15 protein-coding genes are annotated in these 20,958 nt (G+C 41.1%); 11 read left to right on the top strand and 4 right to left on the bottom strand.

All coding sequences use genetic code 11. From position 1 onward, the window contains the following. Positions 1–115: 115 nt before the first annotated feature. Together EDD69_RS04765 and EDD69_RS04760 are read left to right on the top strand one after the other, a co-directional pair. Positions 116–469 (top strand): YisL family protein, encoded by a 354-nt coding sequence (locus EDD69_RS04765; RefSeq protein ID WP_132947828.1) that lies wholly within the window; start codon positions 116–118, stop codon positions 467–469. A gap of 121 nt (positions 470–590) precedes the next feature. Then, positions 591–2,555: a putative bifunctional diguanylate cyclase/phosphodiesterase gene (locus EDD69_RS04760; protein ID WP_132947827.1), complete on the top strand. Its 1,965-nt coding sequence runs from the start codon at positions 591–593 to the stop codon at positions 2,553–2,555. Positions 2,556–2,604: 49 nt separating this feature from the next. On the opposite strand, the gene EDD69_RS04755 is transcribed toward EDD69_RS04760, so the two are convergent. After that, on the bottom strand, positions 2,605–3,141 hold the full coding sequence (locus EDD69_RS04755; RefSeq protein WP_424565333.1) for a DUF2777 family protein: 537 nt from the start codon (positions 3,139–3,141) through the stop codon (positions 2,605–2,607). Between the two features lie 123 nt (positions 3,142–3,264). On the opposite strand from EDD69_RS04755, the gene asnB reads away from it, so the two are divergent. Then, on the top strand, positions 3,265–5,115 hold the full coding sequence (gene asnB, locus EDD69_RS04750; RefSeq protein ID WP_132947825.1) for an asparagine synthase (glutamine-hydrolyzing): 1,851 nt from the start codon (positions 3,265–3,267) through the stop codon (positions 5,113–5,115). Between the two features lie 59 nt (positions 5,116–5,174). Here asnB and EDD69_RS04745 read toward each other — a convergent pair whose 3' ends face one another. After that, the gene (locus EDD69_RS04745; RefSeq protein ID WP_132947824.1) at positions 5,175–6,527 is read right to left on the bottom strand and encodes an MATE family efflux transporter; all 1,353 of its coding nucleotides are present in this window, start codon (positions 6,525–6,527) and stop codon (positions 5,175–5,177) included. A 126-nt stretch (positions 6,528–6,653) separates the two neighbouring features. Here EDD69_RS04745 and EDD69_RS04740 point away from each other — a divergent pair, with 126 nt between their 5' ends. Next, a complete protein-coding gene (locus EDD69_RS04740; protein ID WP_132947823.1) occupies positions 6,654–7,517 on the top strand; it encodes a helix-turn-helix domain-containing protein in 864 nt (287 codons plus the stop codon). Positions 7,518–7,539: 22 nt separating this feature from the next. Here EDD69_RS04740 and EDD69_RS04735 read toward each other — a convergent pair whose 3' ends face one another. Beyond that, on the bottom strand, positions 7,540–9,312 hold the full coding sequence (locus EDD69_RS04735) for an alpha-glycosidase (protein ID WP_132947822.1): 1,773 nt from the start codon (positions 9,310–9,312) through the stop codon (positions 7,540–7,542). Between the two features lie 369 nt (positions 9,313–9,681). On the opposite strand from EDD69_RS04735, the gene EDD69_RS04730 reads away from it, so the two are divergent. The 7 genes from EDD69_RS04730 to EDD69_RS04700 all read left to right on the top strand — a co-directional run bounded on the left by EDD69_RS04730 (position 9,682) and on the right by EDD69_RS04700 (position 19,918). Next, the gene (locus EDD69_RS04730) at positions 9,682–10,983 is read left to right on the top strand and encodes an extracellular solute-binding protein (RefSeq protein ID WP_132947821.1); all 1,302 of its coding nucleotides are present in this window, start codon (positions 9,682–9,684) and stop codon (positions 10,981–10,983) included. A 133-nt stretch (positions 10,984–11,116) separates the two neighbouring features. Further along, positions 11,117–12,400, top strand: coding sequence for a carbohydrate ABC transporter permease (locus tag EDD69_RS04725; RefSeq protein ID WP_132947820.1), 1,284 nt, complete (start codon positions 11,117–11,119; stop codon positions 12,398–12,400). Between the two features lies 1 nt (position 12,401). Continuing rightward, positions 12,402–13,244: a sugar ABC transporter permease gene (locus tag EDD69_RS04720; RefSeq protein ID WP_132947819.1), complete on the top strand. Its 843-nt coding sequence runs from the start codon at positions 12,402–12,404 to the stop codon at positions 13,242–13,244. A 98-nt stretch (positions 13,245–13,342) separates the two neighbouring features. Further along, positions 13,343–14,866: an alpha-amylase family glycosyl hydrolase gene (locus EDD69_RS04715; protein WP_132947818.1), complete on the top strand. Its 1,524-nt coding sequence runs from the start codon at positions 13,343–13,345 to the stop codon at positions 14,864–14,866. A gap of 21 nt (positions 14,867–14,887) precedes the next feature. Further along, positions 14,888–17,233 (top strand): glycoside hydrolase family 31 protein, encoded by a 2,346-nt coding sequence (locus tag EDD69_RS04710; RefSeq protein ID WP_132947817.1) that lies wholly within the window; start codon positions 14,888–14,890, stop codon positions 17,231–17,233. Positions 17,234–17,263: 30 nt separating this feature from the next. Beyond that, positions 17,264–18,292: a LacI family DNA-binding transcriptional regulator gene (locus EDD69_RS04705; protein WP_132947816.1), complete on the top strand. Its 1,029-nt coding sequence runs from the start codon at positions 17,264–17,266 to the stop codon at positions 18,290–18,292. 117 nt (positions 18,293–18,409) lie between these two features. After that, entirely contained in the window at positions 18,410–19,918 is a 1,509-nt protein-coding gene (locus EDD69_RS04700) for a cobyric acid synthase (protein ID WP_132947815.1), read from the top strand. Between the two features lie 112 nt (positions 19,919–20,030). On the opposite strand, the gene EDD69_RS04695 is transcribed toward EDD69_RS04700, so the two are convergent. Continuing rightward, on the bottom strand, positions 20,031–20,894 hold the full coding sequence (locus tag EDD69_RS04695; RefSeq protein ID WP_132947814.1) for an SDR family oxidoreductase: 864 nt from the start codon (positions 20,892–20,894) through the stop codon (positions 20,031–20,033). Positions 20,895–20,958 lie beyond the last annotated feature (64 nt).

The raw sequence follows: 20,958 nt of genomic DNA, 5'->3' as shown, positions 1-20,958 counted from the left end.
ACAATACTTGAAATAGTCTTTGAAAGTAAATAGAAAAAATAGAGCGTTTTCATTTTGTTTGGCATATAAAAAATGTTATTATATTGTTATGATTTTAAAGTAAGGAGGAAATACAGTGACACATGCACATATTACCGCTTGGGCGGTTGCGATCCTTTTATTTATGATTGCGGTTTTCCAAGAGAGAAAACAGGCGAAAACGAAAATCATTCATATGATTCTACGACTCTTTTATTTGTTGATTATCGGAACAGGAGCATGGATGTTACATAGCATTGCGTCGATTCCCGCACTATATGTCGTCAAGACGATTGTCGGCATATGGGTCATCTTCGCGATGGAAATGATTCTTGTTCGGAAGAAAAAAGGGAAGAGCACGAATGTATTTTGGCTTCAATTCACCGTTGCCTTCGTGCTTGTTCTTTATCTTGGACTGAAACTCCCACTTGGATTTTACATCTTTTCATAAAAAAGAAGAAAGGTTGGCCAGTAGATGCCAACCTTTTCTGTTATTTTAACATATGGTATGATTTATTTGTCTGATTATTCATAAAATAGAGAGAAAGAGAAAAAGAGTGGTGAAAAAAGGGATGAAACTATATCAAACATGTTGTGCGACGGTAAAAGAAGTTGAACAATTTGTGAAAAATCATCGTCTTCATGAGAAAAAAAAGGTATATATTTCGATTTTTGCTCATGAAAAAGATGAAAGGTTAAAAAGAGAGATCATTCAAAAAGTTCAACAGCTTTTACCCGAAGCAACCATGTTACAAATGGTGGGGGGAACATTCAGCAATCAAGTGATCGTTTCGTTTATGATCTTAGAAGAGGACGAAGCATCGACCGAGCAGCTAGACGAAATGAGAAAGCAAATCGAAATATCGGAACAGTACTATAAATCGTTATTTGAGCATAATCCTGATATTGTTTATTCGACCGATTTACAGGGCAATTTTACGAGCGTCAATCCTGCGTTTGAAAAAGTATTTGGATATCGTGCAGAAGAAATTTTGCATACCAACGCGTTGGATTATATAAAAAAAGAAGATGTTTCACGGGTTCGTCGCTATTTTTATCGTGCATTAAAAGGAAAAGTACAACAATACAATTTAGAGATTCCAACGAAGTCAGGAGAAGTTTATTTATTTCAAATAAAAAATGTTCCGATTATTGTCAATGGAGAAAAAGTCGGGATTTATGGAATTGGCCGCGACATTACTAAACAAAAGAAAGCGGAAGAAAAAATTATATACCTAGCCTATTATGACACAGAGACACGCCTTCCTAATCGCGTGAAATTTACTGAATTACTCAATGAAGCGATTGCCGAGGCGAAAAAGGAAAAAAGAAGTTTGGCCGTTTTGTTTATTGATATGGATCGCTTTAAGATCATTAATGATACGATTGGTCATTATGCAGGCGACGAAATCATAAAACAAATTGCCGATCGCTTACGCAAAGTAATCCCTGATGGTTCCTATTTAGGTCGATTTGGTGGGGATAAGTTTAGTTTGTTAATGACGCAGCAAGTGGATGTGCAGCGAATCATTGAATGGGCAAAAAAAATGTTACGAGCAATTGCTGTTCCGTTCATTTATGAAGAGAAAGAATTTTTTATTACGGCCAGCATTGGAGTAAGCATCTATCCGAACGACGGCCTTGACGCGCAATCGTTATTGAAAAATGCCGATATTGCGATGAATCGGGCGAAACAACAAGGCGGGAATCGAATTAAACTGTATTCAACAAAAATGAATGAACAAGCATTGTATCGAATCGAGCTTGAAAGCTATTTGCGCAAGGCGTTGGAGAAAGATGAATTTTTTCTCGTCTATCAACCTCTTATTGATCTAGAAACAGGAGCCATTTTCGGAAGTGAGGCATTGCTGCGCTGGAATCACCCAAAAATCGGACTTGTTTCTCCGACGGAATTTATCCCGATTGCTGAAGAAATTGGTCTCATCCATGAAATAGGCCGGTGGGTGTTAAAGGAGGCATGCACGCAGACAAAAAAATGGCACGATTTGGGCTTAGGTCCGTTAACGGTTTCCGTCAACGTTTCGGCCACTCAGTTTCAACAGCCGACATTTTTGGAAGATGTAAAATGGGCGTTAAACGTATCTAAATTGCCTCCGCATTGCTTAAACTTAGAGCTTACGGAAAGTTTGATGTTACGCAATATTAGTTACAGTATTCATGTGATGAAACAATTGCAGGCGCTTGGTGTGAAAGTGTCAATCGATGATTTCGGAACGGGTTACTCGTCGTTAAGCTACTTAAAAAGTTTGCCAATCGATTCATTAAAAATTGATCGTTCGTTTATTCAGCAGATTCATGAGGATCGTTCTCATATTGCGATTGTCAAAGCCATTATTACAATGGGGTACGGTCTTCGTTTAAAAGTGGTCGCAGAGGGAGTTGAAACGCTCGAGCAAATGAAGCTATTGAAACGATTGAAATGCCATTATGCACAAGGGTACATTATTTTTAAACCGTTGGCGGCTGACGAGTTTGAGAAACAGGTGATGAAACGAGAAAGAATGAGCAATCTGTAAAATGGCTTTTTTACCTCTTTTCTTTTTTGCAATGGAATCAAAAAAGAGCTCACTCAATTTGTGCACCCATTAATTTTTTTCCTGTATGAATGGTAATCTCAAACCGATCTTTATGATTTTCACCGCGCTCATAATAATGTTGGACGTTGCTCACTTCTTTCGTGTTATCATAAATGAGAAAGTTTACCCCTTGATTCGCAAATAAGGAATGGTTATAGCAATATAAGCAATCATACAATGAAAAATTTAACTCGTTCATAAGGCGAGTAAAGTGAAAAAACGCGTGATCAGACAGCTGCTTTAACCATTGTTCATACGCATAAGGCAATGGCTTAAGGAAGCGAATTTGATCACCGTTTTTTAGTTTATATAGTTGCTTCGAAAATGAAATCACCCCTTGCTCAAGCAGCGTTCCTTTTATCCATTTTCCAAATCGAAACAATTCAACGGAGCTTTGTTCTTTTTCCTCAAGTAAACATGCTTCTTCGCTTTCCTCATCAAAAAAAATCCACTCGTCATTCATGCATTCTACTGTTCCGTAAATATGCGCTCGCTTTTGGTTGTGGATGTAGACGAATCGATCCATGCCCATTCCATCCCTTTCCTTCTTTCAGTTCTGCACATATTATGGACAATTCATCACTGATGTAAACCATGCATAAAATAGAAGCATGCTTGAAACCTGTTCAAAAAGAAAGGAATGATTCAGATGTGCGGAATTACTGGTTGGATAAACTTCCAACGGGATTTACGAATAGAAAAAGAAACAATCGAAAAAATGGCACATACACTTTCGAAGCGCGGACCAGATGATACAAATATATGGAGCGATGTTCATGTCGCTTTTGGACATAAGCGTCTTGTCGTTGTTGATCCAGCGGGCGGTGTTCAGCCGATGACAAGAACGAAAGACGGAAAAAAATATACGGTTTGTTATAACGGCGAGTTATATAATACGGAAGATCTTCGGAATGAATTATTGAAGAGAGGGTATACGTTCCAAGGACATTCGGATACGGAAGTGTTATTAACGTCGTATATGGAATGGAAAGAAGAATGCGTTCACCATTTAAATGGAATTTTTGCGTTTGCGGTTTGGGATGAAGAAAAAGAGCAGCTTTTTATCGGACGTGATCGGCTTGGGGTAAAGCCGCTTTTTTACCGCTATGAACAGGGGGATTTTTTATTCGGTTCAGAATTGAAGGCGATTTTAGCCCATCCAAACGTGCAAGCGGAAATTGATCGGGAAGGACTGTGTGAAATTTTTGCGCTTGGTCCGTCGCGAACACCCGGGCATGGCGTATTCTCAAACATTTCTGAGCTTCGTCCTGCGCATGCGTTGACCGTTTCGAAAGATGGCTTACGTCGCTGGCGTTACTGGAACGTTCAAAGCGCGCCGCATACGGATTCATTGGATGAAACGGTAGCGCGCGTTCGTTTTTTACTGACTGATTCGATTACGCGACAGCTTGTGTCGGATGTGCCTGTTTGCACTTTTTTATCTGGTGGAGTTGATTCGAGCGCCATTACTGCCGTTACTGCACAAGTGTTTGCGAAAGAAGGAAAAGGGCATCTTCATACGTATTCAATCGACTATGAAGAAAATGAGAAATATTTTGAAGCCAATCTCTTTCAACCGAATGCAGATGGACCGTGGATTGAAAAAATGTCGACAACGTTCGAAACGATTCATCATCGCTGCATTATTTCACAAAAAGAACTTGCCGACCATTTGATCGAAGCGATGCTTGTTCGCGATTTGCCAGGAATGGCCGATATTGATTCGTCTCTTCTTTGGTTTTGTCAAAAAATAAAAGAAAACTTCGTTGTTAGTTTATCAGGGGAATGTGCCGATGAAATTTTTGGCGGATATCCTTGGTTTCATCGTGAAGAAGATTTTATGCGCGAGGGATTTCCATGGATGCGTTCGCTAGGGGAGCGCATCGGATTATTAAACGATTCATGGCAGGGAAAATTAACATTAGACGAGTATGCGCATATGCGCTATCGCGAAACGTTAAGAGAAGTGCCGCGTTTAGAGGGAGAAAATCCAATTGAAGCGAAACGACGGGAACTTTTTTATTTAAATATGATTTGGTTTATGACGACGCTTTTGGATCGAAAAGATCGAATGAGCATGGGAGCCAGCTTAGAAGTGCGCGTTCCGTTTGCAGATCATCGCTTAGTTGAATATGTGTGGAATATCCCATGGGAAATGAAAATGTACGAAAATCGCGAGAAGGGAATTTTACGCAAGGCGCTTGAAGGAATTTTGCCAAATGAAATATTGTATCGGAAAAAAAGTCCGTATCCAAAAACGCATCATCCGCTTTATACAAAAATGGTGACAGATCGACTGAAAGAAGTACTAGAAAACCGCTCATCTGTTTTGTATGAATTTTTCGATCGACAAAAATTGCAAGAGCTTGTTGAAACGGGAGGGAAAGCTTTCAAAATTCCATGGTTTGGCCAGCTAATGTCGGGACCGCAATTATTGGCTTATCTTATTCAATTTGATGCATGGTTTACGCATTATCATATTGTGATCAAAGACAGTTAAACGTGAAAAAACAACAATCGCCTTTTTAGGCGATTGTTGTTTTAGGGGGGATGGTCGAACTACATCACCGCTGCTTCTTTGTTTACAAATGATTTTCCTCTCCATACGTTTGAACGCCAGCGCCAAAGGACAAGAAGGCCGCGCAGCCATTCATCAGCAATAAAAGCGATCCAAATGCCAGCTAATCCAAGTCCAAAGTGAATGCCGAGAATGTAAGCGATCGGCACGCTTACGCCCCACATCGATGCGATGCCAATATATACAGGAAATTTTACATCACCAGCGGCGCGAAGCGAGTTGATGATGACGAGATTAAAAGAGCGGCCGGGCTCTAAAATGATGGTTAGCAAGATAAGTGTTCCTCCAACTTCGATAATACGCTCGTTGTTTGTGAAAATGGCAAAGAGCGAATCAGAGAAAAAGGAGAAAATCGATGCGATGATCATTGAAATAACAATCGCCAAGCGCAAACTTTTGAGACAGCGTCGATACGCCTCTTCATATTTTTGGGCACCAACGAAATGACCAATGATGATTTGTGTCCCTTGACTGATGGCGACACTAAATAAAAAGATGAACATCATAATATTTTGTGCATATACTTTCGTTGTTAACGCTTCGGTGCCAAGGATTGTAATAAAATACGTAATGACCATTTGCGACGTATTGTAAGCGATATGTTCTCCTGCAGAGGGAATCCCGATTTTTAATAGATTTTTAATATGCCCCATCGATAAAGATGCGAAACGGAACAGCGGAAGCGGTGTGCTCATTCGCTTCCATAAAATCATAAAAGAAACGATGAGACCAATCGCACGGCTAACGGTCGTTGAAAGAGCGACCCCTTCGACTCCAAGAACAGGAATGCCCAATGGACCGAAAATAAACAAATAGTTTCCGATGACGTTTAGCACGTTCATTCCGATGGTTACGTGCATCGTGTCGCGCGTAAAGCCGTAACTTTTTAAAATCGCTCCGATCGTCATAATAAGTGCTTGGATAAACGAAAATCCGCCGACGATGATCAAATAGGAATGCGCTTCAGGAAATAATTCGTGTGGCAAATTCATCATTTGTAAAATCGGTTTGCTGAAGGCGAGTAAAAGTGCGCTTAATACAATCCCGAACAACAAATTTGCCCAAATCGAAACGGCTGCGATTTCAGCAGCTGTTTTTTCTTTTTTTGCTCCAGCGTATTGAGCAATTAAAATAGAAGTTCCCGTTGCGATAAAGCCAAACATGACAATGACCATGTATAAAATTTGATTGGCAACGCCGACGGCGGCAACGGCTTCATCCGAATATTGGCTAAGCATAAGCGTATCAGCATTTCCCATTAGCATGTACAGCGTTAATTCAATAAAAATGGGCCATGTCAACGAGAATAACGATAGCTTTTTTTGTTCCGTCATCGATAGACAACCCCTTTAATATTTCCGACTTAAAAACTATATTCAGAGTTTAATGATTTTATCCGATAATGAAAAGAGATAAAGTCGATTCTTTTTGGATATTTCCGACTTAAAGGGGAGAATGAGATGACGCACATCATGTTTCGTGTGCCTCCTTTTCCGACGTTTATTAAAGGGGGAGAAGCGGTATTTGCTAAAGGGAAAAAGCATTTTAAGCGGACGTTTTCTGTGTTTGACTTGTTGTATGTGAAAAAAGGGCGTCTGTATATGACAGAAGAAGAAAGGACGTTTGCGGTAGGGGAGGGGGAATATGTCATTTTAATTCCTGAGCGCGAGCATTACGGACATCAACCATGCATGGAAGATACGCATTTCGTTTGGCTTCATTTCGTTGTAGAAGGCGAATATGAGGGAACGGAAAAAGAGGAGTTGGGGTGGCATGATATCATTGAAAGAGAAGCGACATATGTCGAGCCCGTTCAATATCGTTTTTATTTGCCCCAATATGCAAAAGTGAACCAAAAAGAGCGAATCGAACAATTGTTGCAGCAAATCGTTGAGTTAAATGAGGAACAAGCGCCAGACAGCCCGTTAAAACAGCAAATGTATTTTATTGAATTGATTTTGCAACTGCAAAAGCAAGCACTATCGATTCCGTCGGCAGCGGAAAAAGTATGTATGGACGCGCTAGAATATATTCATCATCATTACCATGAGCCGTTGGATATGAAACAGCTTGCGACAGCGTTGCGCTTTCATCCTGATTACATTTCGCGTTGCATGCAAAAAACGATCGGGATGAGCGCGATTCAATATATAAACCATTATCGACTGTCCAAAGCGAAAAAGTTGCTTGCCTCAACGAACGAGACGATCGCTGCTATCGCCAAGCAAGTCGGAATGGAGGATGGGGCTTATTTTTCACGGCTGTTTAAAAAGGCAGAAGGGGTCACGCCGATGGAGTATCGGCGTACGGTTCAGCGCATGTAAAAAGCGAGGCGGAAACCCTCGCTTATTTCCATTTTTCCACTTTATAAATAAGGAAACCGTACGGTGATAATGTTGTTTTGATTTCATTCGTATCGGCAGCGAATTGTTCGTTCGTCCATAAATTTGTCAGTAGCTTTCCTTTTAAATGAAGAGGAAGCGTCCATTCTAGTTCTTGATTGCTGTTGTTTAAAACGAATAAAATCGTTTCGTCTTCATATGTTTTTGTATAGGCGATATGGTTTGTTTCATCATTTGTTTCAATAAAACGAAGCTCACCGCGATTGCCAAAAGCTTTATATGTTTTGCGAAGCGAGATTAATTTTTGAACGTGAGCGAACAAATCGCGATCTTGCTTGTCCTCATCCCATATCATGCATTTGCGGCATCCCGGATCCTGTCCGCCCGTCATGCCAATTTCGTCGCCGTAATAAATGCAAGGGGTGCCGGTAAACGATAATTGGAAGAGAAACATCAATTTCACTTTTTCTTTATTGCCGTTGCAAATCGTTAAGATTCTTGGCGTGTCATGGCTGCCAAGAAGGTTAAAGGCGACTTCATTCACGTTGTTCGGATAAGAGTGAAGAACGTTCGTAATGATGTTGGCAAATTGGCTCGCTTTTACCTCTCCCTTTGCAAAATAGCGCAAAGCTCCGTTTGTAAACGGGTAGTTCATGACGGCATCAAATTGATCTCCTCTGAGCCATGGCATGGAATCGTGCCAAATTTCTCCGAGAATATAAACATCCGGTTTAATGGCTTTGACCGCTTGACGAAATTCGCGCCAAAATTGATGATCGACTTCATTGGCTACATCAAGGCGCCAGCCGTCAATATCGAATTCTCGAATCCAATACGTCGCAACATCTAATAAATATTTTTTCACTTCTGGGTTTTCGGTGTTCAGCTTTGGCATTTCTCCGACAAAAGCAAACGTATCATAATTTGGTATAGGTTTTGTTTGAAGCGGAAATTCGCGAATATGAAACCAATCTTTATATTTCGATTTTTCTCCGTTTTTCAGTACATCTTGAAACGGCGCGAAATAATAGCCGCTATGATTAAACACCGCATCAAGCATGACGCGAATTCCTTTTTCATGGCAAAGGTCAACAAGCCGCTTAAATGTTTGTTTATCTCCAAATTGCGGGTCGATTTCAAAGTAATCGATTGTATCATATTTATGGTTCGAAGGCGCTTTAAAAATCGGCGTAAAGTAAATTCCGTTAATCCCTAACTCCACTAAATAATCAAGATGTTGAATAATTCCCTCAAAATCCCCGCCGAAAAAGCTAGTTGGAGTTGGATCTGCGCTTCCCCAAGAAAGAGTGCCTTTCGGATTTAATTTTTCGTTTCCGTTGGCGAAGCGCTCAGGAAAAATTTGATACCAAACCGTATCTTTTACCCATTCAGGCGCTTTGAATACGTCAATTTTATTTAAAAACGGAAAACAAAAGTAATAGGCGGTGTCGTCTTTTGGCGCTTCATCATAAAATCCTTTTTCCGTGTAGATGAGCATGTCGTTTTCATCATGAAGTTCAAAACCGTAGCGCAATCGACGATAAGGCGGAATGATGGCAGTAAACCAGTAATCAAACAAATCATCTGAACCGCTTTTACGCATTTCTTTTTTTTCTGTTTGCCATTCTCCGTTTTCCCATATATAAGGATCTCCGTAAATAAGGTAAACTTTCTTTACGTCGTCTTTTTTTGTTCGTAATCGAATATGTAACGTTTTGTCATCATAAGCGTAGGCGAAATTATCTTTTGGACGATGATAAATCGCTTCCTTTAACAATGGCACCAACTCCTAATCAAATTTTAGCGCAAGCGATTGCTCTTTATTTTTAATTTTTTAATGATGTTTCATGCTGATGAATATCATTAGATAATAAGGCTATTCCTGATAAAGAAATTGTTTTAAACCGCTTACATTCAGCGTAGATAAAATAAAAATAAAAGTCAATGGACATTTAAAAAATAGTCAAAAAAATATGTAAAAAAAGTGAAAAAAAGAAAAAAATGAATTGTCAAAATTAGAAATGATAGTATAATAGAAATTGAAAGTTGTGCAATCGTTTTCACAGAAAGTGTAAGCGTTATCTTTTTTTCTTTATTTGTGAAAGCGTTTGTATAGATTTTATGGAATAAATCAGGAGGGGTCGAAATGAAGAAAACCGTATCCATTTTCTCATCGTTAGCTTTATCGGTCGGGGTGCTAGCGGGATGTGGGCTAGGTCCGGATGAAGAAGCAAAAGAGCCAGCAGGTAACAACGAGAAAAAGACGGAAACAACAGAAGATGGCATGCCGCCAAAACCAGATAAACTTGTTGTTTGGGAAGACACTAAGCGCGGGGTAGCGTTAGAACCTGCTATTAAAGCGTTCGAAGAAAAGTATGGTATTAAAGTTGAGTACAAAGAAGTTGAAATGGCAACAAAGCAGCGTGATCAATTGCGTTTAGACGGCCCAGCCGGAACAGGTCCGGATGTCATTACAGTGCCGCATGACCAAATCGGTCAGCTTGTTACAGAAGGGCTTATTCGCGAAATTAAGGTTGATCAAGAAGTGCTCGATCGCTTCACAGAATCTTCTATTAAAGCGCAAATGTATGATGGTAAACTTTACGGTTTGCCAAAATCGGTCGAAACACCAGTATTCATTTACAACAAAAAATTAATGGACAAAGCTCCGGAAACAATGGATGAGCTTTATGAATTTGCGAAGAAATTTACAAAAGGCGATCAATACGGTTTCTTAGCGCTTTGGGATAACTTCTACTTTGCGCACGGTGTCATCGCCGGTATGGGCGGCTATGTATTTAAAGAAAATAACGGCGCTTTAGATCGCAACGACATCGGTTTAAACAATGATGGTGCGGTCAAAGGTACAGAATACATTCAAAAATGGTATAAAGAAGGATTATTCCCGAAAGGAATTATCGGTGAAAACGGCGGCTCTGCAATGGACGGCTTGTTCAACGAAGGAAAAGTGGCATCTGTCATGAACGGTCCTTGGGCATTCCAAGGCATGAAAGATGCGGGCATTGATATCGGCGTTGCGCCAATGCCAAAATTGCCAAACGGTGAACCTGTAAAAACGTTTATGGGCGTAAAAGGATGGCACGTATCTGCATTCTCTAAACATCCAGAGTGGGCAACCAAATTAATTGAATTTATTACAAACGAAGAAAATGCGAAAATTCGTTTTGAGTTAACCCAAGAAATTCCACCTGTGAAATCGTTAATTAACGATCCGCTTATCGCTGAAAATGAAGGTGCGCAAGCAGTAGCGATCCAATCCCAATATGCGATTCCAATGCCAAACATCCCAGAAATGGCTGAAGTATGGGCGCCAATGGCAACTGCGCTTCAACTAGTAGCTAACCAAAAGGCTGAACCGAAAAAAGCGTTAGATGAAGCAGTGAAAACAATTAAAACAAACATTGAAACAAACCATCCGAGCAAGTAATGAAAAGCGGTACCTCACTTCGAGGTACTGCTTAAACTTTCTACAATTTGTTTATTTATTCACATTCACCCTTTTGAGTAAATATACGGTTTGCTTTTCGCTCCCCGCAACGCTTTAGAAAGGAGACAATGGTATGGAAACAACCATGTATCAATCCAATCACCGGAAGATCGCGCTTGGACTGTCGATTGTTCCAGGGATTGGGCAACTATATAATCGCCAGTATGTGAAAGGAATTTTGTTTCTGATTTTATCCGTTTCCTTTTTCATTGTATTTCGCGATTTGTTTGACATCGGCTTATGGGGATTATTTACACTTGGTGAAGTGGTCGGGCGAGACCATTCCATTTTCCTGCTTGTTGAAGGAATTTTAGCCGTCATTGTTCTTTTATTTGGAATCGGGTTTTATGTATTCAATTTATATGATGCTTATAAAAACGGACAAAAACGCGATTTAGGTTTAAAGCTAAATACGTTGCGTGAGCAATATTTAACGCTTGTTGACAGCGGTTTTCCTTATTTAATGATTTCTCCAGGATTTATTTTGCTCGTGTTTGTCGTTATTTTTCCAATCATTTTCGTTGTGCTACTGGCGTTTACAAACTATGACTTATATCATTCGCCTCCAGCAAAGCTAGTCGACTGGGTTGGGTTCCAAAACTTTATTGATCTTGTTAAATTAGATCTTTGGCGCAAAACGTTCATTAATGTTTTAGCTTGGACACTCGTTTGGACATTTGGAGCAACAACGTTACAAATTGCGCTTGGAATTTTCTTGGCGATTATCGTGAACCAAAAGGACTTAAAAGGAAAAGCGATCATACGGACGATTTTCATTTTGCCTTGGGCCGTTCCAGCATTCGTAAGCATCCTTGTTTTCTCAGGAATGTTCAACGAATCATTTGGTGTGATTAACAAAACGATTTTAGCAGCGTTTGGAATTAAAAATATTGCATGGATGACGGATCCGTTTTGGACGAAAGTGGCTCTTATTTTAATTCAAACATGGTTAGGCTTCCCATTTATTTTTGCGATGACAACCGGCGTGCTACAAGCGATTCCAAATGAATTATATGAGGCGGCGACGGTCGATGGCGCATCATCATGGCAAAAGTTTACGAAAATCACGCTTCCGCTCGTACTATATGCGACTGCACCGATTTTAATTACGCAATATACATTTAACTTCAATAACTTTAACATCATTTACTTGTTCAACGGCGGGGGACCAGCGGTATCTGGTCAAAACGCTGGAGCAACCGACATTCTAATCTCATGGATTTATCGTTTAACGATGACTTCAGCTCAATATTCAAAAGCTGCAGCGATTACATTGCTATTATCGCTCGTCGTTGTGACAGTCGCTTTATGGCAATTTAGAAGAACAAAATCATTTAAAGAAGAGGATATGATGTAATATGAGCATGAAAAGACAAAAGATCATTCGATTAACCTTGTCGTATTTGGTCGTTTTGGCGATGACGGTCATTATTGTATATCCGCTTCTTTGGGTTATCGGTTCTTCGTTTAACCCGGGACAAAGTTTATCAGGATCGAAAATGATTCCTGATAACGCGACGCTTGCTCACTATAAAGAGCTATTTGATACGTCTAAAAGCGATTATTTAATCTGGTATTGGAACTCGCTAAAAATTTCGACATTGACGATGATTTTTTCCGTCATTTTAGTGAGTTTAACTGCTTATTCGTTCTCGCGTTACCGCTTTATTGGCCGAAAAAACGGCTTGATGGTCTTTTTGATTTTACAAATGATTCCAAACTTTGCGGCGTTGATTGCCATTTTCATCTTAGGTTTATTAACAGGTTTAATCGATACGCATTTAGGATTGATTCTCGTTTATGTCGGCGGGCAGATTCCGATGAACACGTGGCTGATGAAAGGATATTTAGATACGATTCCGAAAGAGCTAGATGAATCGGCAAAAATAGACGGTGCGGGCCATTTGCGCATTTTCTTTCAAATTATCATGCCGTTGGCGAAACCGATTATTGCGGTCATTGCGCTCTTTACATTTATTGCACCGTTCGGTGATTTTATTTTAGCGAGTGTCTTGTTGCGCAGCAAAGAAAAATATACGCTTGCGGTCGGCTTGTATGATTTAGTAGCGAAACAGTTCGGAAGCGAATTTACAACGTTCGCCGCTGGTTCAGTTCTCATCGCTGTACCAATTGCAATTCTCTTCCTTTCATTCCAAAAATACTTCGTATCTGGTTTAACAGCAGGCGGAACAAAAGGATGAAAAAAGAAAGGAAAGAATCATACAAGATTCTTTCCTTTCTCGCTATTTCAAGCTATATTATAACAGTAATCATTTGGAACGAATAGGGAGTGGAAGGAATGAGAAAGCAGTTTATTTCTTTCCTTGCCATGTTCTTTTTGCTTTCGTTTGCGCTTCCAACGCAAGCGGAAGAAAAGAGGGAGCGGAAATGGCAAGATGAGAGCGTTTACTTTATCATGGTCGACCGCTTTAATAATGGAAATCCGAAAAATGATTATGAAGTGAACGTGAAAGACCCGAAAGCGTATCATGGCGGAGATTTACAAGGAATTATCGATAAACTCGATTACATTAAAGAAATGGGGTTTACCGCCATTTGGTTAACACCGGTTTTTGCTAATGAAAAAAGCGGCTATCACGGTTATTGGATTGAAGATTTTTATAAAGTCGAAGAGCATTTCGGGACGCTTGAAGATTTGAAGCGGCTTGTGAAAGAGGCGCATAAGCGCGACATGAAAGTCATTCTTGATTTTGTTGTCAATCATACAGGATACCATCACCCGTGGTTAAATGACCCAGCGAAAAAAGATTGGTTTCATGAAAAAAAGGAGATTTTCAATTGGGCAGACCAAAGCGAAGTGGAAAATGGATGGTTGTTCGGTTTGCCTGATTTAGCGCAAGAAAATCCAGAAGTAAAACAATATTTATTCGATGCCGCTAAATGGTGGATTAAAGAAACCGATATTGATGGTTATCGTTTGGATACGGTCAAGCACGTACCAAAATGGTTTTGGGAAGAGTTTTCAAAAGAAGTCAAATCCGTGAAAAAAGACTTTATCCTTTTAGGTGAGGTCTGGCATGATGACCCTCGTTATATCGCCGATTACGGAAAATACGGAATCGATGCGTTCGTTGATTATCCGTTTTATAAAGAAGCGTCTATCATTTTTAGCAAACCAGACCAGTCGCTCGAACCACTTTACAACGTTTGGCGCAGAAATGCCGCATTTTATGAACAGCCTTATTTGCTTGGAACTTTTTTAGATAACCATGATCAAGTTCGCTTTACAAGACTAGCGTTGCAAAACCGCCAAAATCCAACGACGCGCATCAAACTTGGTTTAACGTATTTGTTCTCTGCGCCGGGCATTCCGATCATGTATTATGGAACGGAAATTGCAATGGACGGTGGAGAAGATCCAGACAATCGCCGTTTGATGAATTTCCGTACTGATAAAGAACTGATTGAGTATGTTTCAAAATTAGGAGAATTGCGCAATAAACTTCCTTCATTGCGGCGCGGTGATTTTGAATTGTTGTATGAAAAGGACGGCATGGCGGTATTTAAACGAACGTTTGAAAACGAAACGACGGTCATTGCGATTAACAACACATCAAAAACGCAAAAAGTTCATTTAGATGAGAAGCAACTTGCACCAAATAAAGAATTGCGCGGATTGCTTGCAGGCGATTTAGTGCGAAGCGATAAGGACGGCTATGATATCATCCTGGATCGTGAAACGTCCGAGATTTATGTGCTCGCACCGAAAAGCGGTTTAAATATTCCGTTCATCTCAGCGCTTGTTGCTGTTTATGGCGCTTTTGGCTTATTCCTGTATTATGCAAGAAAACAGAAAAAATAAAAAGCGTTTGGGGGGAGAGCGATGTTAGAAGACACAAGTTTTGCGATTCGTCCGCTTGAAAAAAACGAGGAGCAAGAAGGTTTTCAATCGTTCGGAAATGTACAAAATGGTACAGAAAGAAAGCAATATTTTTCATTTACGTGTGAGCGTGGTTCGGGCAAAATTTGTTTCTATCGCGATGACGTCGTTCGCATTGTTCTCAATCCGTTTGGCGAAGCGAGCATGTCAAGCAGCCCTGCGGTTGTGAAAACTCCGGAAAAAGTGGAAATGCATGTAGAAGAAACGGAAAAGGAATGGGTGCTTGAGACGAAAAAATTAAAAGTGATTGTTCATCGCGCTCCGTTTTTAGTCAGCATTTACGATCAACAAGGAAATGCTCTTGTCCGCGATGCAAAGCCTGCTTTGTTTGATCATAAAGGAAAAATCGCTTGTTTTCATGAAATGACAGAAGTTGATCACATTTATGGACTCGGCGAAAAAACGGGCTTTTTAAACAAGCGCGGCGGAAAGTGGACGATGTGGAATACAGACGTCTACGCTCCGCACAATCCGGAGACGGATCCGCTCTATCAAGCTCATCCGTATTTTATGGTGTTGCGAAACGGCCGAGCACACGGTGTCTTTTTTGATAACACATTTAAAACGACGTTTGATTTTCGCAGCAACAGCGTTTATTCTTTTGCGGCGGACGGAGGTCAACTCGATTATTACGTATTTGCGGGGCCGCATCCAAAAGATGTGCTTGAACAATATACCGATTTGACAGGAAGAATGCCTTTGCCACCAAAGTGGGCGATCGGGTATCATCAGTCGCGTTACAGCTATGAAACCGAGCAAGAAGTGCGCGAATTAGCGAACACATTTATCGAAAAAGGCATTCCGCTTGATGCCATTTATTTAGATATTCATTATATGGATGAATATCGTGTGTTTACGTTTGATCGCCGGCGTTTTCCGAATCCAAAAGAAATGATTGGCGAGTTAAAAGAAGCTGGCATTCGCGTCGTTCCAATTGTTGATCCCGGGGTAAAAGTGGATGCGGAATATGCGATTTATCGTGAAGGAGTAGAACGTCAATATTTTTGTAAATATATTGAAGGAAACGTTTATTTCGGTGAAGTATGGCCTGGGAAAAGTTCATTTCCTGATTTTATTAATAAAAAGGTACGCAAATGGTGGGGCGAAAAACATTCCTTCTATACAGATTTAGGCATAGAAGGAATTTGGAATGATATGAATGAACCGTCCGTGTTTAATGAAACGAAAACAATGGATGAACAAGTCGTTCATGATGACGATGGAAAGCTAAAAACGCATCGCGAATTGCATAACATTTACGGCTTGATGATGTGCGAAGCAACGTATAAAGGAATGAAGAAGCTGTTAAACGGAAAGCGTCCGTTTTTACTGACGCGTTCCGGTTTTTCAGGAATTCAACGCTATGCGGCTGTGTGGACGGGGGACAACCGCAGCTTTTGGGAGCATTTAGAATTGTCGTTGCCGATGTGCATGAATTTAGGGCTTTCAGGTGTAGCGTTTTGCGGAGCCGATGTCGGCGGATTTGCGCATGACAGCAATGGGGAATTGCTTGCGCGTTGGACGCAAGTCGGCGCGTTTATTCCGTACTTCCGCAACCATTGCGCGATCGGCTTTGCAAGACAAGAGCCTTGGGCGTTTGGCGAACAGTATGAACCAATCATTAAACAATATATTGAATTGCGTTATCAGTGGCTTCCACATTTGTATTCGTTGTTTGCGGAAGCGCATCAAACAGGAACGCCTGTCATGCGTCCGTTATTGATGGAATATCCAAATGATGAGCGCACGTGGAACATCTCTGATCAATTTATGATTGGACATAACGTCATCATCGCACCGATTTTACGACCAAATACAACACATCGCGTCGTGTACTTGCCGAAAGGAACGTGGGTGGATTATTGGAGCGGAGAAGTGCTTGAAGGAGAAAAATATCATCTCATCGAAGCACCGTTAGAAAAATTACCGATTTATATCAAGCAAGGTTCGATGATTGTATTAGGGGAACCAAAACGATCAACGGCCATTCCTGATGAACGTTTGACGCTTCATGTGTATAAATTGAATGAGGGAGAAGCGACTTATACAATTTATGATGATGACGGTTTAACATTTGCGTATGAAAAAGGAGAATATGTGCGCCAACATGTTCACGCGATATTTAAAGCCGATGAAATTCATTTGCAAATGGAAACGGAAGGAACCTATCGTCCGACTTGGAAGCTTCATGTCGCTGTTTGGGGGGCGAATGAACAAACAAAAGTGATGATCAATGGCAAACAAACGTCGTTTGATGAGAAGACAAACACGTTTATCATATCATCCTAAATCATCCTGAAGGGGTGGGGGGAATTTTGTATGGCGGTAACGATTAAAGACGTAGCAAAGCGGGCAAACGTCGCGCCTTCGACCGTTTCGCGCGTCATTGCCGACAGTCCGCGCATAAGCGAAAAAACGAAGAAAAAAGTACGCGAGGCGATGAAAGAGTTAGGATATCATCCAAATTTTATTGCGCGAAGCCTTGCGAATAAGTCGACACAAGTCATTGGACTTGTCATGCCAAGCTCGGCGGATAAAGCGTTTCAAAATCCGTTTTTCCCTGAGGTCATTCGCGGCATTAGCACCGCTGCACATGTGCGTCAATACGCACTGCAATTATCAACAGGCGAAACGGAAGAAGAAATTTATGAAGGCGTGATCCAAATGGTGCAGGGGAAACGGGTCGACGGTGTTATTTTGCTTTACTCGAGAGTGAACGACAAAATTATGACGTATTTGCAAAAAGAAAATTTTCCGTTCGTTGTGATCGGAAAGCCGCATAAAAAAACGGAACAAATTACGCATGTTGATAACGATAACTACCGAGCGGCACGCGAAGCAACGGAGCATTTAATTGAACTTGGACATGAGCGCATCGCTTTTGTCGGCGGAAACTTAAATTTTGTCGTGACGGTCGATCGTTTGTTAGGATATGAAAAAGCTTTGAAAAATGCCGGCTTGCCATATCGAAAAGAATATATCATTCATGAAGAGTTTTTAAAAGAAGGCGGACAAGAGGCGATGAAAGAGCTGCTTTCATTAGAAGAACCGCCAACGGCGCTTGTCGTTGCCGACGATTTGATGGCGCTTGGAGTGTTGAATACGCTGGATGAAATGGGCTTAAGCGTGCCTGACGATTTGTCCATCGTGAGCTTTAACAATGTGTTGTTGTCGGAAATTTCACGCCCGCCATTGACATCAGTCGATATTAACATTTTTCAACTGGGCTTTGAAGCGGCGAGGAACTTAATCCAAAAAATTGAAAACGAAAATGAGCCTATTAAGCGCATCATCATTCCGCATACGCTTGTAAAGCGATTTTCGTGTGATTATTATCAAAAACGATAAACCTCCGAGAATTCGGGGGTTTTTATTTTCTCAAAATAGAACTAACGATCGAAAAGAAAATATTGTATGATTGGAATAAAAATTCAGTTCTTTGATGTTAGAAGGAGATGAAAAACAATGGCTAAAGCGTTGCCGATTATGTTTCAAGGGACGCATTCGGATGCGGGGAAAAGCATCATTACGACGGCGTTTTGCCGCATTTTTGCGCAAAAAGGGTGGAAGACCGCGCCGTTTAAGTCACAAAATATGTCGTTGAATTCGTATGTGACGATCGATGGAAAAGAAATTGGCCGGGCTCAAGGCATTCAAGCGGAAGCAGCAGGCATTGCCGCCACAACGGATATGAATCCGATCTTAATTAAGCCAAGCCGAGAAAACGAGGCGCAGATTATTGTGCACGGAAAGCCGTACGGAAATATGAAAGCGGTTGCTTATCGGAATGAGTTTTTTCAAATGGGGCTTCAAATCATCAAACAATCGCTTGACGTATTAATGAATGAGTATGAGCGAATCGTCATTGAAGGGGCGGGGAGTCCAGCGGAAATTAATTTAAACGATCGCGAACTTGTCAACATGCGTGTCGCCCGAATGGCCAATGCGCCAGTCATTTTAATCGGGGATATCGACCGAGGCGGCGTTTTTGCTAGTTTAGTAGGGACGCTGCAACTATTAGAAGAAGAGGATCGAAAACGCGTCATCGGCGTGATCATTAATAAATTTCGCGGCGACTTATCGCTTTTGAAGCCGGGATTGGATTGGTTTGAACAATATACGGGAGTGCCTGTGCTCGGCGTTGTTCCATATTTGCCGAATTTACATATTGATGCGGAAGACTCCGTCAGTCTATCACAATTTTCTGCGAAAAAAGATGAAGCAAAAGAGATTGATATTGCGGTTATTCAATATCCGTGCATTTCGAACTTTACGGACATCGATCCGTTTTTATTAGAGCCAGATTGTCACGTCCGCTTTGTCACAACCGCTGAACAGCTTGAGAAGCCCGATCTTCTGATTTTGCCGGGAAGCAAAAACACGATAGAAGATTTGCTTTATTTAAAAGAAAGCGGATTAGCGACAAGCATTTTACGGTTGTATGAAACAAGCAATTTGACAATTGTTGGCATTTGCGGCGGATACCAAATGCTTGGGCATCAAGTGGATGACCCGCTTGGGGTTGAAACGCCTCTGATGCAAATGGATGGACTAGGGTTATTACCGATTAAAACGACGATGGAAAAAGAAAAAACGACGATTCTCTCTGAAGGCGTGCTCACGTTTGCAAGAGATACGTTTCATGTACGAGGATACGAGATTCATATGGGACAATCCACCGCACTTGAAGGGTATCGTCCGCTTATCAACATGAACGGGCGAATGGAAGGATGCAAAAGGGAGGATGAACGCGTATTTGGAACCTATTTTCATGATCTTTTTCATAATGATGCGTTCCGCGAACGGCTATTAAATGAGATTCGCCGTAAAAAAGGGCTTGAACCTTTATACGGTCGCCCTTCTTATCGAATGATGCGTGAACAAGCGTTTGATCGTTTAGCCGACCATGTGAAACGTCACGTAAAAATAGAGGAAATCGAACGAAAAATGATCGAATTCCAAAAGGGGAGATAAGTAACTTACAAAGCCAGTCGACAGCCTCGGTTGTTTAGAGAGAGCAGTTGGAACGGAAGGAGATTCATTTTTTGAATTCCTTCCTGTGGATCACAACCAAGGATTTGTGCTCTTATCCATTCACAATCGTCCCGCCATTGACATGAATCATTTGCCCCGTGATGTATGAGGCATCATCGCTGGCTAAAAACACATAGCTTGGTGCCACTTCTTTAGGCTGTCCCGGCCGTTTCATTGGCGTATTTGAGCCGAACGTTGCAACGTTTTCGCTTGAAAAGGTAGATGGGATGAACGGTGTCCAGATTGGTCCAGGAGCCACGCCGTTGACGCGAATTCCTTTTTGAACAAGCGATTTTGCTAATGAGCGTGTAAAAGCTACAATCGCTCCTTTTGTTGCCGAGTAATCAAGAAGCTGCTCATGACCTTCATATGCCGTGATGGAAGCGGTATTAATAATGGAATTTCCTTCCTTTAAATAAGGGAGCGCTGCTTTTGTTAAATAGAAATAGCCAAACACGTTTGTGCGGAATGTTTTTTCTAGTTGCTGTGATGTAATATTAAGCAAACTGTTTTGCGGATGTTGTTCAGCGGCGTTATTAACGAGAATATCGAGTTTACCAAATGTATTCACCGTTTGTTTTACCGCTTCTTTGCAAAATTGTTCGTCGCCGATGTCCCCAGCGATCAGCAAACATTGCCGGCCTTCTTGCTCCACTTGTTTTTTCGTTTCTTCGGCATCTTGATGTTCGTTAAGGTAGATAATCGCGACATCCGCACCTTCTTTCGCAAAATAAATCGCCACCGCTCTGCCAATTCCGCTGTCACCGCCGCTAATGAGAGCGACTTTGTTTTTTAATTTACCGCTTCCTTGATAGTTCGGGTCTTCGGAGATCGGCTGTGGATTCATTTCCGTTTGCAATCCAGGTTGTTGAAGTTGATGCTGCGGCGGTAATGTGGTTTGAAGTTTATTGGCCATTTTCTTTTTTTACCTCCTGTAAAGTGTTCAGTCATTAGTTGTAGTATAGGGAATTTATGAAAAA

The organism is Thermolongibacillus altinsuensis (assembly GCF_004341205.1).
Classification (GTDB): Bacteria; Bacillota; Bacilli; order Bacillales; family Anoxybacillaceae; genus Thermolongibacillus; species Thermolongibacillus altinsuensis.
Note: the sequence above shows the minus strand (reverse complement) of the source record. Positions and strands in the feature narration are given on the sequence as shown.

What these genes read in the sequence shown, in the direction of transcription:
- EDD69_RS04760 (WP_132947827.1), top strand. Translation starts at nt 591, where the DNA reads ATGAAACTATATCAAACATGTTGTGCGACGGTAAAAGAAGTTGAACAA.
- EDD69_RS04755 (WP_424565333.1), bottom strand. Translation starts at nt 3,141, where the DNA reads ATGGATCGATTCGTCTACATCCACAACCAAAAGCGAGCGCATATTTAC.
- asnB (WP_132947825.1), top strand. Translation starts at nt 3,265, where the DNA reads ATGTGCGGAATTACTGGTTGGATAAACTTCCAACGGGATTTACGAATA.
- EDD69_RS04745 (WP_132947824.1), bottom strand. Translation starts at nt 6,527, where the DNA reads ATGACGGAACAAAAAAAGCTATCGTTATTCTCGTTGACATGGCCCATT.
- EDD69_RS04740 (WP_132947823.1), top strand. Translation starts at nt 6,654, where the DNA reads ATGACGCACATCATGTTTCGTGTGCCTCCTTTTCCGACGTTTATTAAA.
- EDD69_RS04730 (WP_132947821.1), top strand. Translation starts at nt 9,682, where the DNA reads ATGAAGAAAACCGTATCCATTTTCTCATCGTTAGCTTTATCGGTCGGG.
- EDD69_RS04725 (WP_132947820.1), top strand. Translation starts at nt 11,117, where the DNA reads ATGGAAACAACCATGTATCAATCCAATCACCGGAAGATCGCGCTTGGA.
- EDD69_RS04720 (WP_132947819.1), top strand. Translation starts at nt 12,402, where the DNA reads ATGAGCATGAAAAGACAAAAGATCATTCGATTAACCTTGTCGTATTTG.
- EDD69_RS04715 (WP_132947818.1), top strand. Translation starts at nt 13,343, where the DNA reads ATGAGAAAGCAGTTTATTTCTTTCCTTGCCATGTTCTTTTTGCTTTCG.
- EDD69_RS04710 (WP_132947817.1), top strand. Translation starts at nt 14,888, where the DNA reads ATGTTAGAAGACACAAGTTTTGCGATTCGTCCGCTTGAAAAAAACGAG.
- EDD69_RS04705 (WP_132947816.1), top strand. Translation starts at nt 17,264, where the DNA reads ATGGCGGTAACGATTAAAGACGTAGCAAAGCGGGCAAACGTCGCGCCT.
- EDD69_RS04700 (WP_132947815.1), top strand. Translation starts at nt 18,410, where the DNA reads ATGGCTAAAGCGTTGCCGATTATGTTTCAAGGGACGCATTCGGATGCG.
- EDD69_RS04695 (WP_132947814.1), bottom strand. Translation starts at nt 20,894, where the DNA reads ATGGCCAATAAACTTCAAACCACATTACCGCCGCAGCATCAACTTCAA.